The organism is Enterobacter roggenkampii, from assembly GCF_001729805.1.
GTDB classification, from domain to species: Bacteria; Pseudomonadota; Gammaproteobacteria; order Enterobacterales; family Enterobacteriaceae; genus Enterobacter; species Enterobacter roggenkampii.
The window spans coordinates 417,815-433,154 of the sequence record NZ_CP017184.1 but is presented as its reverse complement, the minus strand read 5'-3'; the positions used below and the strand labels follow the sequence as shown (position 1 = coordinate 433,154).

Here is a 15,340-nt window from a genome sequence, read left to right as displayed (position 1 = left end):
AATTTTATGAAGTAAATACAGTATCTTATGAAGATATTATTCACCCTGCTAAGTTTTAACCCTGTTTCGGTTAAGCGCAGTTTCTGTGGATAACTCTGTTCACAAGAGTATTTCAGAGAAAACAGAAAACGTCCCCAGCGATTCTTTTCGCTGTGGATATTTTAGAGATGAAGAAGAATTTGGAGCGGGAAACGAGACTCGAACTCGCGACCCCGACCTTGGCAAGGTCGTGCTCTACCAACTGAGCTATTCCCGCTTGGGTGGTCCGTGCTGTGGAAGCACTTTCAAATTTTGGAGCGGGAAACGAGACTCGAACTCGCGACCCCGACCTTGGCAAGGTCGTGCTCTACCAACTGAGCTATTCCCGCTTGGGCAGTCCGTGCTGTGAAAGCACTTTCAAATTTTGGAGCGGGAAACGAGACTCGAACTCGCGACCCCGACCTTGGCAAGGTCGTGCTCTACCAACTGAGCTATTCCCGCAAATCTGCACTGCTTTTGTTGCTGTCGTAACGTGTAATTCTCTGTCGTTACGGGAGGCGCATTATACGAGAAATCCTTTTAGCTGCAACCCCCCTTAAAGCGATTTTTTCGAAATTCAGTTCAAATGCTTATTTAATCGGCAAGCTGCACAATTTAACGACAAAAACCCGGCCACGCAAGGCGCCGGATCTCAAAATCACAGCTTAATAAAGTTTTCGCGGTAGTATGAAAGCTCCGCCACGGACTCTCGGATATCGTCCATCGCCTGATGCGTCCCCAGCTTTTTAAAGCCGTCGAGAATTTCAGGCTTCCAGCGACGCGCCAGCTCTTTCAGCGTGCTGACATCCAGATAGCGGTAGTGGAAGTAAGACTCGAGCTCCGGCATGTACTTAAACAGGAAACGACGATCCTGGCCGATGCTATTCCCACAAATAGGTGATTTGCCCGCCGGAACCCACTGTTTCAGGAACTCAAGCGTCGCCAGCTCCGCCTCACGGTCACCCATGGTGCTCGCCTTCACGCGCTCCACCAGGCCACTGCCGGTGTGGGTACGCACGTTCCACTCGTCCATCAACGCCAGCTGGTCATCAGACTGATGCACCGCAATCGTAGGCCCTTCCGCCAGGATATTCAGGTTGGCGTCCGTCACCAGGGTTGCAATTTCAATGATGCGATCGCGCTCGGGATCCAGCCCGGTCATTTCGAGATCGATCCAAATCAGGTTGTTTTCATCCGCGCTCATGTTATTTTCCACCCTTCTCGCATAACCGGCAGTAGCAGGTTAACTAGTATTAATTAGAGTGTATCATAGAGGTTTTGCCCCCTACGGGCGACCAGGAGCCAGTGCGATTGAGTAAAAATAAACTCTCCAAAGGGCAGCAGCGCCGCGTGAATGCCAATCACCAGCGCCGTCTTAAAACCACTGCGGAGAAGGTCGATTACGACGACAACCTGTTTGGCGACCCAACGGAAGGCGTAGTCATCAGCCGTTTCGGTATGCACGCTGACGTGGAATCCGCCGATGGTGCGATTCACCGCTGCAACATCCGCCGGACCATTCGTTCTCTGGTGACCGGCGACCGCGTCGTCTGGCGACCGGGTAAAGAGGCGGCGGAAGGCGTAACGGTAAAAGGTATTGTTGAAGCGGTCCATGAGCGCACGTCCGTATTAACCCGTCCCGATTTCTACGACGGGGTCAAACCGATTGCCGCCAACATTAACCAAATCGTTATCGTATCGGCGATTTTGCCCGAACTGTCGCTCAATATTATCGACCGATACCTCGTCGCCTGCGAAACGCTGCAGGTTGAACCGATCATCGTGCTGAACAAAATCGATCTGCTGGACGACGACGGGATGGCCTTCGTCAATGAGCAGATGGATATCTATCGCAAAATTGGCTATCGCGTCCTGATGGTCTCCAGCTACACCAAAGATGGCCTGAAACCGCTTGAAGAAGCACTGACCGACCGCATCAGCATCTTTGCGGGCCAGTCCGGCGTGGGCAAATCGAGCCTGCTGAACAACCTGCTTGGCCTTCAGCAAGAGATCCTCACCAACGATGTGTCTGACGTCTCGGGCCTCGGCCAGCACACCACCACCGCGTCACGCCTGTATCACTTCCCACATGGCGGCGACGTGATCGACTCCCCGGGCGTGCGAGAGTTCGGTTTATGGCACCTGGAGCCGGAACAAATCTTTAACGGATTTGTCGAATTCCATGATTATTTAGGCGCTTGCAAGTACCGCGACTGTAAACACGATAACGATCCAGGCTGCGCTATCCGTGAAGCGGTTGAGAAAGGCGAAATCGCGGAGACCCGCTTCGAGAATTATCACCGCATTCTTGAGAGCATGGATCAGGTAAAAACGCGTAAAAACTTTTCTGATTCTGATAACTGACAACTAAGCTAAGCATCGCTAAAATCGTCCCCTTTTTTCAGGTTCCGGTGGCTTACCGCCGGATCAGGAACGACAAAACAATGGCCTGGAGGCTACCTTGTTAAACGCATTTAAACTTTCGCTTCAATACATTCTGCCAAAACTGTGGCTCACTCGCCTGGCGGGCTGGGGCGCGAGCAAACGCGCAGGCTGGCTGACCAAACTGGTCATCGACCTTTTCGTAAAATATTACAAGGTCGACATGAAAGAGGCGCAGAAGCCGGATACCGCCAGCTACCGCACCTTCAACGATTTCTTCGTGCGCCCGCTGCGTGACGACGTGCGCCCGGTGAACACCGACCCTAACGTCCTGGTGATGCCGGCAGACGGCGTGATCAGCCAGTTGGGTAACATCGAAGACGACAAAATTCTGCAGGCGAAGGGCCATAACTACAGCCTGGAAGCGCTGCTGGCGGGGAACTACCTGATGGCGGATCTGTTCCGCAACGGTACCTTTGCCACCACCTATCTGTCACCGCGCGACTACCACCGCGTGCACATGCCGTGTAACGGCATCCTGCGTGAAATGATTTACGTCCCGGGCGATCTGTTCTCCGTGAACCACCTGACCGCGCAGAACGTGCCAAACCTGTTTGCCCGTAACGAGCGCGTCATCTGCCTGTTCGATACTGAATTTGGCCCTATGGCCCAGATTCTGGTCGGTGCGACCATCGTTGGCAGCATCGAAACCGTCTGGGCAGGCACCATCACCCCGCCGCGCGAAGGCGTGATCAAACGCTGGACCTGGCCTGCCGGTGAAGCGGAAGGTTCCGTGGCCCTGCTCAAAGGTCAGGAGATGGGCCGCTTTAAGCTGGGCTCCACCGTGATCAACCTGTTTGCGCCGGGCAAAGTGAAGCTGGCTGAACAGCTTGAAAGCCTGTCGGTGACAAAGCTGGGCCAGCCGCTGGCGGTCTCTACTGAAACCTTCGTGACGCCAGAAGCAGAACCGGCTCCGCTGTCACAGGAAGAGATCCAGGCCGAGCACGACGCCAGCCCGCTGGTTGACGACAAAAAAGACGAAGGCTAACAACAGAAGGATCGCTGACGTGCGCCCGATTATCGTTCTACTGATGGCCTGGTGCCTCAGCATGGGGGCGTACGCAGCGACAGCCCCCGACGCCAAACAGATAACCCAGGAACTGGAGCAGGCAAAAGCGGCCAAACCCGCTCAGCCAGAGACCGTCGAGTCGCTCCAGTCCGCACTGAACGCGCTTGAGGAGCGGAAAGGCTCTCTTGAGCGCGCTCAGCAGTATCAGCAGGTTATCGACAACTTCCCCAAACTCTCGCAGACGCTGCGCGCTCAGCTCAATAACTTGCGCGACGAACCGCGCGATGTGCCGGCAGGGATGACCTCCGACGCGCTGAACCAGGAGATCCTGCAGGTCAGCAGCCAGCTTCTGGAAAAGAGCCGCCTTGCTCAGCAGGAGCAGGAGCGAGCGCGCGAAATTGCCGACTCCCTCAGCCAGCTTCCGCAGCAGCAAACCGACGCCCGCCGCCAGCTTAATGAAGTTGAGCGCCGCGTGGGGACACAAAACGGCAACACGCCACAGGCGCAGGCCCAAAATCTGGGCCTGCAGGCAGAATCGGCTCGCCTGAAGGCCCTTGTCGATGAGCTCGAGCTGGCGCAGCTTTCCGCCAATAACCGCCAGGAGCTGTCGCGGATGCGCTCAGAACTCGCTCAGAAGCAGAGCGAGCAGTTGGACGCCTATCTTCAGGCCTTGCGCAACCAGCTCAATAGCCAGCGCCAGCGTGAAGCGGAGCGAGCGCTGGAAAGTACCGAGCTGCTGGCAGAAAATAGCGATAACCTGCCTGCCGGCATCGTTGAGCAGTTTAAGGTCAACCGTGAGCTTTCGGCCGCGCTGAATCAACAGGCGCAGCGTATGGATCTGGTGGCCTCGCAGCAGCGTCAGGCCACTAATCAAACCCTTCAGGTTCGCCAGGCGCTCAACACCCTGCGCGAACAGTCCCAGTGGCTCGGATCGTCAAACCTGCTGGGCGAAGCGCTACGCGCCCAGGTCGCGCGCCTGCCGGAGATGCCGAAGCCGCAGCAGCTGGATACCGAAATGGCCCAGCTACGTGTTCAGCGACTGCATTTTGAAGATCTTCTCAATAAGCAGCCGCAAATCCGCCAGATCCGTCAGGCTGACGGACAGCCTCTGACCAGCGAGCAAAGCCGCATTCTGGAAGCCCAGCTGCGTACCCAGCGTGAACTGCTGAACTCTCTGCTCCAGGGCGGGGATACGCTGATTCTTGAGCTGACCAAGCTAAAAGTGTCCAACAGCCAGCTGGAAGATGCGTTGAAAGAGGTGAACGAGGCGACGCACCGTTATCTCTTCTGGACGTCCGACGTGCGTCCGATGACCTTCTCGTGGCCAATTGAGATTGTCCAGGATCTGCGCCGTCTGATTTCGCTGGATACCTTCAGCCAGCTGGGACAGGCCAGCGTGATGATGCTCACCAGCAAAGAGACCATTTTCCCGCTGCTGGGGGCGTTAATTCTGGTGGGCTTCAGCATTTACTCGCGCAGACATTTCACCCGCTTCCTCGAGCGTTCCAGCTCCCGGGTGGGGAAGGTTACCCAGGATCACTTCTGGCTGACGTTGCGCACCGTATTCTGGTCGATTCTCGTCGCCTCCCCGCTGCCGGTGCTGTGGATGACGCTGGGCTATGGCCTGCGGGAAGCCTGGCCCTATCCGCTCGCGGTAGCGATTGGCGATGGCGTCACCGCCACGGTACCGCTGCTGTGGGTGGTAATGATTTGCGCCACCTTTGCGCGACCCAATGGCCTGTTCATCGCCCACTTTGGCTGGCCGCGTAATCGCGTGGCGCGCGCCATGCGTTACTATCTGATGAGCATCGGGCTGATTGTGCCGCTGATTATGGCGCTGATCATGTTCGATAATCTCAACGACCGGGAGTTTTCAGGCTCGCTGGGCCGCCTCTGCTTTATGCTGATATGCGGAGCGCTGGCCATCGTCACGCTCAGCCTGAAACGCGCGGGTATTCCGCTCTATCTGGATAAAACCGGCAGCGGCGACAACATGTTCAACCGGCTGCTCTGGAACCTGCTGCTCAGCGCACCGTTGATTGCGATGCTGGCAGCCGCGGTGGGTTACCTGGCGACGTCGCAGGCGCTGTTGGCACGTCTCGAAACCTCGGTGGCCATCTGGTTCCTGCTGCTGGTGGTGTATCACGTTATCCGCCGCTGGATGCTGATTCAGCGCCGCCGTCTGGCGTTTGACCGTGCCAAGCATCGCCGGGCGGAGATCCTCGCCCAGCGCGCGCGGGGTGAGGAGGAGCCAAACCACGTTAACAGTACGGAAGGTACGACGGAGGCGGATGAGGTCGAGCTGGATCTGGATGCCATCAGTACCCAGTCCCTGCGTCTGGTTCGCTCCATCCTGATGCTGATTGCCCTCCTGTCGGTCATCTTCCTGTGGTCGGAGATCCACTCGGCATTTGGCTTCCTGGAGAACATCTCGCTGTGGGACGTGACCTCTACGGTGCAGGGCGTTGAAAGCCTGGAGCCGATTACCTTAGGGGCGGTGCTGATTGCCATTCTGGTGCTGATCATCACCACCCAACTTGTGCGCAACTTCCCGGCACTGCTGGAGCTGGCGCTGCTGCAGCATCTGGATTTAACGCCGGGTACGGGCTATGCGATCACGACCATTACCAAGTATCTGATCATGCTGTTTGGCGGTCTGGTTGGCTTCTCGATGATCGGCATTGAGTGGTCGAAGCTCCAGTGGCTCGTCGCAGCGCTCGGCGTTGGGTTAGGTTTTGGTTTACAGGAGATCTTCGCCAACTTCATCTCGGGCCTGATTATTCTGTTCGAAAAACCGATCCGCATTGGCGATACCGTCACGATCCGCGATCTGACCGGCAGTATCACGAAGATCAACACCCGAGCGACGACGATCAGCGACTGGGATCGGAAAGAGATCATCGTGCCAAACAAGGCGTTTATTACCGAGCAGTTCATCAACTGGTCGCTCTCAGACTCCGTTACCCGTGTGGTGCTGACAGTACCGGCACCGTCGGACGCGAACAGCGAAGAGGTCACCCAGATCCTCTACACTGCCGCGGAGCGCTGCTCGCTGGTCATCGACAACCCGGCACCAGAAGTCTTCCTTGTGGATTTACAGCAGGGGATTCAGATTTTCGAGCTGCGTATCTACGCCGCCGAAATGGGCCACCGTATGCCGCTGCGCCATGAGATCCACCAGCTGATTCTGGCGGGCTTCCGCGAGCACGGTATTGATATGCCGTTCCCACCGTTCCAGATGCGTCTGGAAAGCCTGGACGGGCGTAAAACGGGAAGAACGCTGACGTCAGCGGCGCGTACGCGCCCGGCGGGCAGCTTATAACGCGTCTCCCCTCCCTTTCGGGAGGGGAATATTCCCGCTACGCCACTTCTGCGATGTACGCCGTCGCGCGTCGACGGTAATTCTCATAAATTCCCATCGCTAACAGCGAGAAGAAAATTGGGCCGCCCACCATCCACAGCGCGCTGCTCCAGTCGTTCGCCTCAATCACCGGCTGAATGATGGTGAAAATATTGGCAAACGCCACCACCAGCAGCACCACCGTGGTGGCCAACAGCGTTGCCGCGCGGGTTTTGAAGATCACAAACGGACGCTCAAGATCCTGCTTTGCCTTAAAGAACGGGAACGCCAGGGTCAGGAACAGGTACGGCAGGGTCATCGACACGTTCGCCATCAGGGTCAGCTTGTTATAGAACGCCGATGCGGTATCACCGCCAAATGACACCAGCAGAATAAACACGCACACCAGCAGACACTGCATCCACATGGCGTTGGCAGGCATGCCTGCGGTATTGAGCTGGGTCATGCGTCCCGGCCACAGCGCTTTTGGCGTACCCTGGATGATCGCTTTCAGCGGCGAGTAGATCAGCGTGAAGAATGCGCCGGTATAGGCAAGGAACATCGACAGGCCGGTAATGCGCGCAAACCAGATCCCCATGGTGGCCGATGCTTCCGGCGTCAGGTGCATGGCGTTACCCAGCGTCATCCCCAGGCTTTTCATCAGCACGTAGGTAATGTTCCCGAGGTTGGTGGTGTTGTTACTCAATACCTGCTGCCAGTTGGTGCTGACGCCCCAGAGGAAAATCGCCAGTGAATAGCCGATGGAAATCACGATAGCGGCAAAAATAATCCCTTTGGCAAAGTTCTTTTCCGGGTTCTCGGTCTTGTCGACCAGCCCGCCCACCGCTTCAATACCGCCGTAGGCGAAGATGGCAAACACCACGAAGGAGAGCATGGCCAGCCCGGACTGGTAACCTGGATTAGGCGAGGAAACGAAGTTCACCTCCTGCGCAAAATGACCACCGTTCAGGCACAGAATGGCAATACTCACCAGCAGCAGCACCAGGTTCAGACACATCACGGAAATACCGCCAACGGCAGTGATACGGGCAATTTTGTTGATGCCTTTTGACGCCACCAGCGTGACCACCACCATCCAGCATACCGCCAGAATCCCGACGACCTGCGTGGAGCTCAGCCCGGCTAACGACCAGACCTGCGTTTTATCGGCACCGAAAAGAAACGTGGAGAATGGCACCCAGACTTTGGCCGCCGTGCTGACCATCCAGACGACATAAGAGGAGAACCACATAAACGTGCCGATAAAGGCATAACGCGGGCCGACGCTGTTGTTCATCCATGAGTAGATCCCGCCCTCTTCTTTCCGGTAAGCCGAGCCCATCTCCGCCATCATCAGCGCAAACGGGATAAAGAAGAACAGAGCCGAAACGATATAAAACGGCGTCGCGCTGTAACCCATCAGATAGAACGCTGACGGGCTGTTGGCAAAACCAAAGACTGAGGTAAATATCATCAGGATGAGCCCGGTGAGGGTCATTTTTTTGAGTGACTGGGACATAGAACCATCCGAAAAGGAATTAAACTGCGCGGATGGTAGCAGATGACCAGACTAATATTGTGGCTATAAGGGGCAAATTAAGAAAAAGACCCGTATATTAATAATATGGCAGTTTTTAATGTGGCAGGGCCAATGACCGAGTAGGCCGGGTAAGCGACAGCGCCACCCGGCAATTCTTTAAGCGCGATCGACCGTAAAGGCAATCACATCGCCAAGCTGCTCTGCGCCCAGAGCCAGCATGACCAGACGGTCAACACCCAGCGCCACGCCGGAGCAATCTGGCAGACCTGCTTTTAATGCTTCAAGCAGATTAACATCAATAGGCTGCTGCGGCAGGCCGCGCGCGGCGCGCTTGCGGTTATCCTGCTCGAAACGCTGCGCCTGCTCGCGGGCGTCGGTCAGTTCGTGGAAGCCGTTCGCCAGCTCAATACCTTTGTAATAGACCTCAAAACGCTCTGCCACACGGTGGTCTTCGGTACTGATCTGCGCCAGTGACGCCTGGCTTGCCGGGAAGTGATAGACAAACGTCGGACGGTCTTTGCCAATCTGCGGTTCCACGCCGAAGGTGAACAGCAGCTGCAGCAGCGTGTCGCGGTCCTCTTCGGTATCTGCCACGTTGCTCAGATCCAGTTTTGCCGCCACTTCGCGCAGCAGGGTTTTGTCCGCCGACAGCGGATCGATTTCCAGATGGCGCTGGAAGGCCTGCTGATAAGAGAGCGTTTCCGCTTCTGAGCAATCCAGAACCTGCTGAAGCAGATCGTCCACCTCATTCATCAGGCGGTACATATCATAATGCGGGCGGTACCACTCCAGCATGGTGAATTCCGGATTGTGGTGACGACCCATCTCTTCGTTGCGGAAGCTACGGCACAGCTGATAGACCGGACCACATCCCGCCGCCAGCAGGCGTTTCATGTGGTATTCCGGGCTGGTCATCAGATACAAATTCATGCCCTGAGAGTGGCCGGGGCCAACAAAACGGGTTTCAAACGGGACCAGATGAATATCCGTTACCGTTGCCTGACTCATGCACGGGGTTTCCACCTCCAGGACGCCGCGGTCGGCAAAGAAACGGCGGATCTCCGTCATAATTGCAGCGCGTTTTAACAGATTAGGGATGGATGCGCTCGGCTCCCAGGTGGCCGTTTCGCTCATGAGTTGTTCTCCGATTTCAGACAAGGGCACGAAGTCTACTCGTTAGCAGGGACAGAGACAAATTTTGCGCAGTAAAAAAGCGCATTTCATTTAGGTGAACAATTGCGTGATGCAATTCATCAATCTCAATGATAAATCGCCGGACAGAACAGCAAAAAAATCGAACACGTCAAATTTCCCTGACATCTACACGGTTATACTGTTTTACCCATAAAGGAGCAGTGGAAACGCTTTCGCAATCGTCCTTTTGGACGGGTGAACTACCTTTAGTTTGTCGCGTTGCGAAATAACAAAAATCTGGAGGAATGTCGTGCAAACTTTTCAGGCCGATCTTGCCGTAATAGGCGCTGGCGGGGCTGGATTACGTGCTGCGATTGCTGCAGCGCAAGCTAATCCCAACGCTAAAATCGCATTGATTTCAAAAGTCTATCCAATGCGCAGCCACACGGTGGCCGCAGAAGGAGGATCCGCCGCCGTTGCGCAGGATCATGACAGCTTTGAATACCATTTCCACGACACGGTTGCAGGGGGCGACTGGCTTTGCGAACAGGATGTCGTTGACTACTTTGTGCACCATTGTCCAACGGAGATGACCCAGCTTGAGCAGTGGGGATGTCCGTGGAGCCGCCGCCCGGACGGCAGCGTCAACGTTCGTCGCTTCGGCGGCATGAAGATCGAACGTACCTGGTTCGCCGCCGATAAGACCGGCTTCCACATGCTGCACACCCTGTTCCAGACCTCCCTTCAGTTCCCACAAATCCAGCGCTTTGATGAGCATTTCGTCCTCGACATTCTGGTGGATGATGGACACGCGCGCGGCCTGGTGGCGATGAATATGATGGAAGGCACGCTCGTCCAGATCCGCGCCAATGCGGTGGTGATGGCGACGGGCGGTGCGGGCCGTGTTTATCGTTATAACACCAACGGCGGCATCGTCACCGGCGATGGTATGGGTATGGCGCTCAGCCACGGCGTGCCGCTGCGCGATATGGAGTTCGTGCAGTATCACCCAACCGGTCTGCCGGGCTCCGGCATTCTGATGACGGAAGGCTGCCGCGGTGAAGGCGGTATCCTGGTCAACAAAAACGGCTACCGCTACCTGCAGGATTACGGCATGGGCCCGGAAACCCCGCTCGGCGAGCCGAAGAACAAGTACATGGAGCTCGGCCCGCGCGACAAAGTCTCTCAGGCCTTCTGGCACGAGTGGCGCAAAGGCAACACCATCTCCACACCGCGTGGCGACGTGGTTCACCTCGACCTGCGTCACTTGGGCGAGAAAAAGCTGCTGGAACGTCTGCCGTTCATCTGCGAGCTGGCGAAAGCCTACGTCGGCGTCGATCCGGTGAAAGAGCCGATTCCGGTCCGCCCAACGGCGCACTACACCATGGGCGGGATCGAAACCGACCAGCAGTGCGAAACCCGTATTAAGGGTCTGTTCGCCGTCGGTGAATGTTCCTCCGTGGGCCTGCACGGTGCTAACCGCCTCGGCTCAAACTCGCTGGCCGAGCTGGTGGTCTTTGGCCGCATGGCGGGCGAGCGCGCGATGGAACGAGCGGCAACCGCAGGCGAAGCTAACGGTGCCGCGCTGGATGCGCAGGTCGCAGACGTTGAAAAACGCCTGAAAGATCTGGTGAACCAGGAAGGTAACGAGAACTGGTCTAAGATCCGCGACGAAATGGGCCTGTCGATGGAAGAAGGTTGCGGTATCTACCGTACCCCTGAGCTGATGCAAAAAACCGTCGATAAGCTGGCGGAACTGCAGGAGCGCTTCAAGCGCGTGCGCATCACCGACACCTCCAGTGTCTTCAACACCGACCTGCTCTATACCATCGAGCTGGGCCACGGCCTGAACGTGGCGGAATGTATGGCGCACTCTGCGCTGGCGCGTAAAGAGTCGCGTGGGGCGCACCAGCGTCTTGATGAAGGCTGTACCGAACGTGATGACGTCAACTTCCTGAAACACACTCTCGCCTGGCGCGATGCGGATGGCACCACACGTCTGGACTACAGCGACGTGAAAATCACCACGCTGCCACCGGCTAAACGCGTGTACGGTGCAGAAGCAGAAGCCGCCGAGAAGAAGGAGAAGGCGAATGGCTGAGATGCAAAAACTGAAAGTTGAAGTGGTGCGCTACAACCCGGAAGTGGATGCCGCACCGCACAGCGCTTTCTATGAAGTTCCTTACGACGAGCAAACCTCCCTGCTGGACGCGCTCGGGTATATCAAAGACAACCTGGCGCCAGACCTGAGCTACCGCTGGTCCTGCCGCATGGCGATCTGCGGCTCCTGTGGCATGATGGTCAACAAGGTGCCGAAGCTGGCCTGTAAGACCTTCCTGCGTGACTACACCAAAGGCATCAAGGTCGAAGCCCTGGGCAACTTCCCTATCGAGCGCGATCTGGTGGTCGATATGACCCACTTTATCGAAAGCCTGGAAGCCATTAAGCCTTACATTATTGGCAACCCGCGCACGCCGGATCAGGGGCCAAACAATCAGACTCCAGCTCAGATGGCGAAATACCATCAGTTCTCCGGCTGCATCAACTGCGGTCTTTGCTACGCCGCCTGTCCGCAGTTTGGCCTGAACCCCGAGTTCATCGGCCCGGCCGCCATTACCCTGGCGCACCGCTATAACGAAGACAGCCGCGACCACGGTAAAAAAGAACGTATGGCGCAGCTTAACAGCCAGAACGGCGTCTGGACCTGTACCTTTGTGGGTTATTGCTCCGAAGTCTGTCCGAAGCACGTCGACCCGGCCGCCGCCATTCAGCAGGGTAAAGTGGAAAGCTCGAAAGACTTTCTTATCGCTACCCTGAAACCACGCTAAGGAGTGCATGATGACGACTAAACGCAAAGCCTATGTGCGGCCTGTGCCGTCCACCTGGTGGAAAAACCTGCCGTTTTATCGCTTCTACATGCTGCGTGAAGGCACAGCGGTACCGGCGGTCTGGTTCAGCCTTGAGCTGATGTACGGCGTTTTTGCCCTCAAGCATGGCCCGGAAACCTGGGCCAGCTTTGTCGGTTTCCTGCAAAACCCGATCATTGTCATTCTGAACCTGATCGTGCTTGCGGCCGCGCTGCTGCATACCAAAACCTGGTTTGAACTGGCGCCAAAAGCGGCGAACATCATCGTAAAAGGCGAGAAAATGGGGCCAGAGCCGGTGATTAAGGGGCTCTGGGCGGTGACGATTCTGGTCACTGTGGTCATTCTGTTTGTCGCACTGTTCTGGTAAGGAGACTACTGTGATCAATCCAAATCCAAAACGTTCTGACGAGCCGGTCTTCTGGGGCCTCTTTGGCGCAGGCGGCATGTGGAGTGCCATCATTGCCCCCGTCATCATTCTGCTGGTGGGCATTATGCTGCCGCTGGGGCTGTTCCCGGGCGATGCGCTGAGCTACGAACGCGTACTGGCGTTCGCGAGCAGCTTTATCGGCCGCGTGTTCATCTTCCTGATGATCGTCCTGCCGCTGTGGTGTGGCCTGCACCGTATTCACCATGCGATGCATGACCTGAAAATCCATGTACCGAGCGGGAAATGGGTATTCTACGGTCTGGCGACCATCCTGACCGTGGTCACGTTGATTGCCGTGATCACTATCTGACGCCTCTGGCCCGCCATCCGGCGGGCCTTTTATTTCTGCATCTTCCCCACCAGCCACTGGGCAAACTCGCGCATTGCGGGCGTTTCTGCGCGTGACTGCAGCCTCGTGAGCCAGTAGCTGCCAAGGTCAATCTGCGTCGCGAAGGGTTGCACAATGCGCTCACTGTTCAGCAGATGGGTGAACATATCGACAGGTGCAATCGCGATGCCCGTACCTGCCTGCGCGGCTTCCAGCATGGTCACGGACGAATCAAATACCATTACCCGGTGCGTCGGTGAAGGCGGGTTTTCTCCCGCGGCCTGCATCCAGGCGGTCCACTCGTCGCGCCGGTAAGAACGCAGCAGGGTAAACTTCAGGATATCGGCAGGGGTGTGCAACGCGGCTGCAATGTCAGGCGTGCAAAGCGGCGCAAGCGGCGCAGAACAGAGAAACGTCGCTTCCGTGCCGTGCCACGCCCCACCACCATAGCGAATGGCGTAATCAAGCCCCTCGGCTGCCGGATCGACACGATTGTTGTGCGTCGACAGCTGAAGATCGATATGCGGATAGCAGCGACGAAAGTCAGCGAGCTGCGAGAATAACATCCCGGTAGCAAAGGTACCCACCACGCCAATTTTTAGCTTCTCCTGGGCGCGCTGGCTGGCAAAGCGATCCAGCATTCCGGCAATTCGGTCGAACGAGTCATTCAGCACCGGCAGCAAATTCTCGCCTTCCGTGGTCAGCATCAGCCCACGGGAAACGCGGACAAACAGCTGGCAATTAAGGTGCTGCTCCAGCGCCTTTACGTGCTGGCTAATCGCGGAATGGGTGACATTCAGCTCAATAGCGGCATGCGTAAAACTGAGGTGCCTTGCGGCAGCTTCGAAGGCGCGAAGCGAATTAAGCGGAAGATAGCTGCGGGTCATGGTCCCATCCGTTAGAAAAATTAACAGCTAATGCTAAATTTAACCGTTTGTCAGCCACAGTCAAATCCAACAGACTACAGCGGTCTGACGGGCCCGGACACTCCCTTGAACTGCTATTACGGAAGATAACCGATGATGACAAAATCCCTAAGCTGTGCCCTGCTGCTCAGCGTCACCAGCGCTGCATTCGCCGCACCGATGTCCGAAAAACAGCTGGCTGAGGTGGTGGAACGTACCGTTACGCCGCTGATGAACGCGCAGGCCATTCCGGGTATGGCGGTGGCGGTAATTTATCAGGGTCAGCCACACTACTTTACCTTCGGTAAAGCCGATGTTGCGGCGAACAAACCCGTCACCCCGCAAACCCTGTTTGAGCTGGGCTCTATAAGTAAAACCTTCACCGGCGTACTGGGCGGCGATGCCATTGCCCGAGGTGAAATAGCGCTGGGCGATCCGGTAGCAAAATACTGGCCTGAGCTCACGGGCAAGCAGTGGCAGGGCATTCGCATGCTGGATCTGGCAACCTATACCGCAGGCGGTCTGCCGTTACAGGTGCCGGATGAGGTCACGGATACCGCCTCTCTGCTGCGCTTTTATCAAAACTGGCAGCCGCAGTGGAAGCCGGGCACCACGCGTCTTTACGCTAACGCCAGCATCGGTCTTTTTGGTGCGTTGGCGGTTAAACCTTCCGGCATGAGCTATGAGCAGGCCATGACGACGCGGGTCTTTAAACCCCTCAAGCTGGACCATACCTGGATTAACGTCCCGAAAGCGGAAGAGGCGCATTACGCCTGGGGATACCGTGAGGGTAAAGCGGTCCACGTTTCGCCAGGGATGCTGGACGCGGAAGCCTATGGCGTAAAAACTAACGTGAAGGATATGGCGAGCTGGCTGATAGCCAACATGAAGCCGGATTCTCTTCAGGCTTCCTCACTCAAGCAAGGCATTGCTCTGGCGCAGTCTCGCTACTGGCGCGTGGGGGCCATGTATCAGGGGTTGGGCTGGGAGATGCTCAACTGGCCGGTCGATGCCAAAACCGTCGTCGGAGGCAGTGATAACAAGGTGGCGCTGGCACCATTGCCCGTGGCAGAAGTGAATCCACCCGCGCCGCCGGTTAAGGCCTCCTGGGTCCATAAAACAGGCTCGACGGGTGGGTTTGGCAGCTACGTGGCATTTATTCCTGAAAAGCAGCTCGGCATTGTGATGCTGGCGAATAAAAGCTATCCGAACCCGGCACGCGTTGAGGCGGCATACCGTATCCTTGACGCGCTGCAGTAAAACATTGCCGGGTGGCGGCTTCGCCTTACCCGGCCTACAAAACCACGATGTGCGGCGAAATTCGCCGCAC

Annotated in this window: 12 protein-coding genes and 3 tRNA genes; 8 read left to right on the top strand and 7 right to left on the bottom strand. The window is 56.7% G+C overall.

Going from position 1 to position 15,340, the window contains the following annotated elements:
- Positions 1 to 180: 180 nt before the first annotated feature.
- From BFV67_RS02020 to orn, 4 genes are all read right to left on the bottom strand, one after another.
- A tRNA-Gly gene (locus BFV67_RS02020) sits at positions 181 to 256 on the bottom strand.
- 36 nt (positions 257 to 292) lie between these two features.
- Positions 293 to 368, bottom strand: a tRNA-Gly gene (locus tag BFV67_RS02015).
- A gap of 36 nt (positions 369 to 404) precedes the next feature.
- A tRNA-Gly gene (locus BFV67_RS02010) sits at positions 405 to 480 on the bottom strand.
- A gap of 196 nt (positions 481 to 676) precedes the next feature.
- Complete coding sequence (orn, locus tag BFV67_RS02005) at positions 677 to 1,222, bottom strand: oligoribonuclease (RefSeq protein WP_069597783.1); 546 nt, start codon at positions 1,220 to 1,222, stop codon at positions 677 to 679.
- Positions 1,223 to 1,329: 107 nt separating this feature from the next.
- Between orn and rsgA the strand changes: the two genes are divergently transcribed.
- The 3 genes from rsgA (at position 1,330) to mscM (ending at position 6,791) form a co-directional block, all read left to right on the top strand.
- The gene (gene rsgA / locus BFV67_RS02000) at positions 1,330 to 2,382 is read left to right on the top strand and encodes a small ribosomal subunit biogenesis GTPase RsgA (RefSeq protein WP_008502927.1); all 1,053 of its coding nucleotides are present in this window, start codon (positions 1,330 to 1,332) and stop codon (positions 2,380 to 2,382) included.
- 97 nt (positions 2,383 to 2,479) lie between these two features.
- On the top strand, positions 2,480 to 3,448 hold the full coding sequence (gene asd, locus BFV67_RS01995; RefSeq protein ID WP_021240718.1) for an archaetidylserine decarboxylase: 969 nt from the start codon (positions 2,480 to 2,482) through the stop codon (positions 3,446 to 3,448).
- Between the two features lie 19 nt (positions 3,449 to 3,467).
- The gene (gene mscM, locus BFV67_RS01990; RefSeq protein WP_008502929.1) at positions 3,468 to 6,791 is read left to right on the top strand and encodes a miniconductance mechanosensitive channel MscM; all 3,324 of its coding nucleotides are present in this window, start codon (positions 3,468 to 3,470) and stop codon (positions 6,789 to 6,791) included.
- 37 nt (positions 6,792 to 6,828) lie between these two features.
- On the opposite strand, the gene yjeM is transcribed toward mscM, so the two are convergent.
- Entirely contained in the window at positions 6,829 to 8,328 is a 1,500-nt protein-coding gene (gene yjeM, locus BFV67_RS01985) for a glutamate/gamma-aminobutyrate family transporter YjeM (protein WP_045337296.1), read from the bottom strand.
- A 177-nt stretch (positions 8,329 to 8,505) separates the two neighbouring features.
- The gene (epmA, locus tag BFV67_RS01980; protein WP_008502931.1) at positions 8,506 to 9,483 is read right to left on the bottom strand and encodes an elongation factor P--(R)-beta-lysine ligase; all 978 of its coding nucleotides are present in this window, start codon (positions 9,481 to 9,483) and stop codon (positions 8,506 to 8,508) included.
- 310 nt (positions 9,484 to 9,793) lie between these two features.
- On the opposite strand from epmA, the gene frdA reads away from it, so the two are divergent.
- The 4 genes from frdA to frdD are packed head-to-tail and all read left to right on the top strand — an operon-like array spanning position 9,794 to position 13,087.
- On the top strand, positions 9,794 to 11,584 hold the full coding sequence (frdA, locus tag BFV67_RS01975) for a fumarate reductase (quinol) flavoprotein subunit (protein ID WP_008502932.1): 1,791 nt from the start codon (positions 9,794 to 9,796) through the stop codon (positions 11,582 to 11,584).
- The gene (locus tag BFV67_RS01970; protein WP_021240721.1) at positions 11,577 to 12,311 is read left to right on the top strand and encodes a succinate dehydrogenase/fumarate reductase iron-sulfur subunit; all 735 of its coding nucleotides are present in this window, start codon (positions 11,577 to 11,579) and stop codon (positions 12,309 to 12,311) included. The genes frdA and BFV67_RS01970 overlap by 8 nt, the downstream gene beginning before the upstream one ends.
- A gap of 10 nt (positions 12,312 to 12,321) precedes the next feature.
- Positions 12,322 to 12,717 carry a fumarate reductase subunit FrdC gene (gene frdC, locus BFV67_RS01965; RefSeq protein WP_008502933.1) on the top strand — a complete coding sequence of 132 codons (396 nt, stop codon included), beginning with the start codon at positions 12,322 to 12,324 and terminating at the stop codon, positions 12,715 to 12,717.
- 10 nt (positions 12,718 to 12,727) lie between these two features.
- A complete protein-coding gene (gene frdD, locus BFV67_RS01960; RefSeq protein WP_008502934.1) occupies positions 12,728 to 13,087 on the top strand; it encodes a fumarate reductase subunit FrdD in 360 nt (119 codons plus the stop codon).
- A 29-nt stretch (positions 13,088 to 13,116) separates the two neighbouring features.
- On the opposite strand, the gene ampR is transcribed toward frdD, so the two are convergent.
- Positions 13,117 to 13,992, bottom strand: a complete 876-nt coding sequence (gene ampR / locus BFV67_RS01955) for a LysR family transcriptional regulator AmpR (RefSeq protein WP_069597782.1) — start codon at positions 13,990 to 13,992, stop codon at positions 13,117 to 13,119.
- A 132-nt stretch (positions 13,993 to 14,124) separates the two neighbouring features.
- On the opposite strand from ampR, the gene blaMIR reads away from it, so the two are divergent.
- Positions 14,125 to 15,270: an MIR family cephalosporin-hydrolyzing class C beta-lactamase gene (blaMIR, locus tag BFV67_RS01950; protein WP_084833283.1), complete on the top strand. Its 1,146-nt coding sequence runs from the start codon at positions 14,125 to 14,127 to the stop codon at positions 15,268 to 15,270.
- The last annotated feature ends 70 nt before the right edge of the window (positions 15,271 to 15,340 follow it).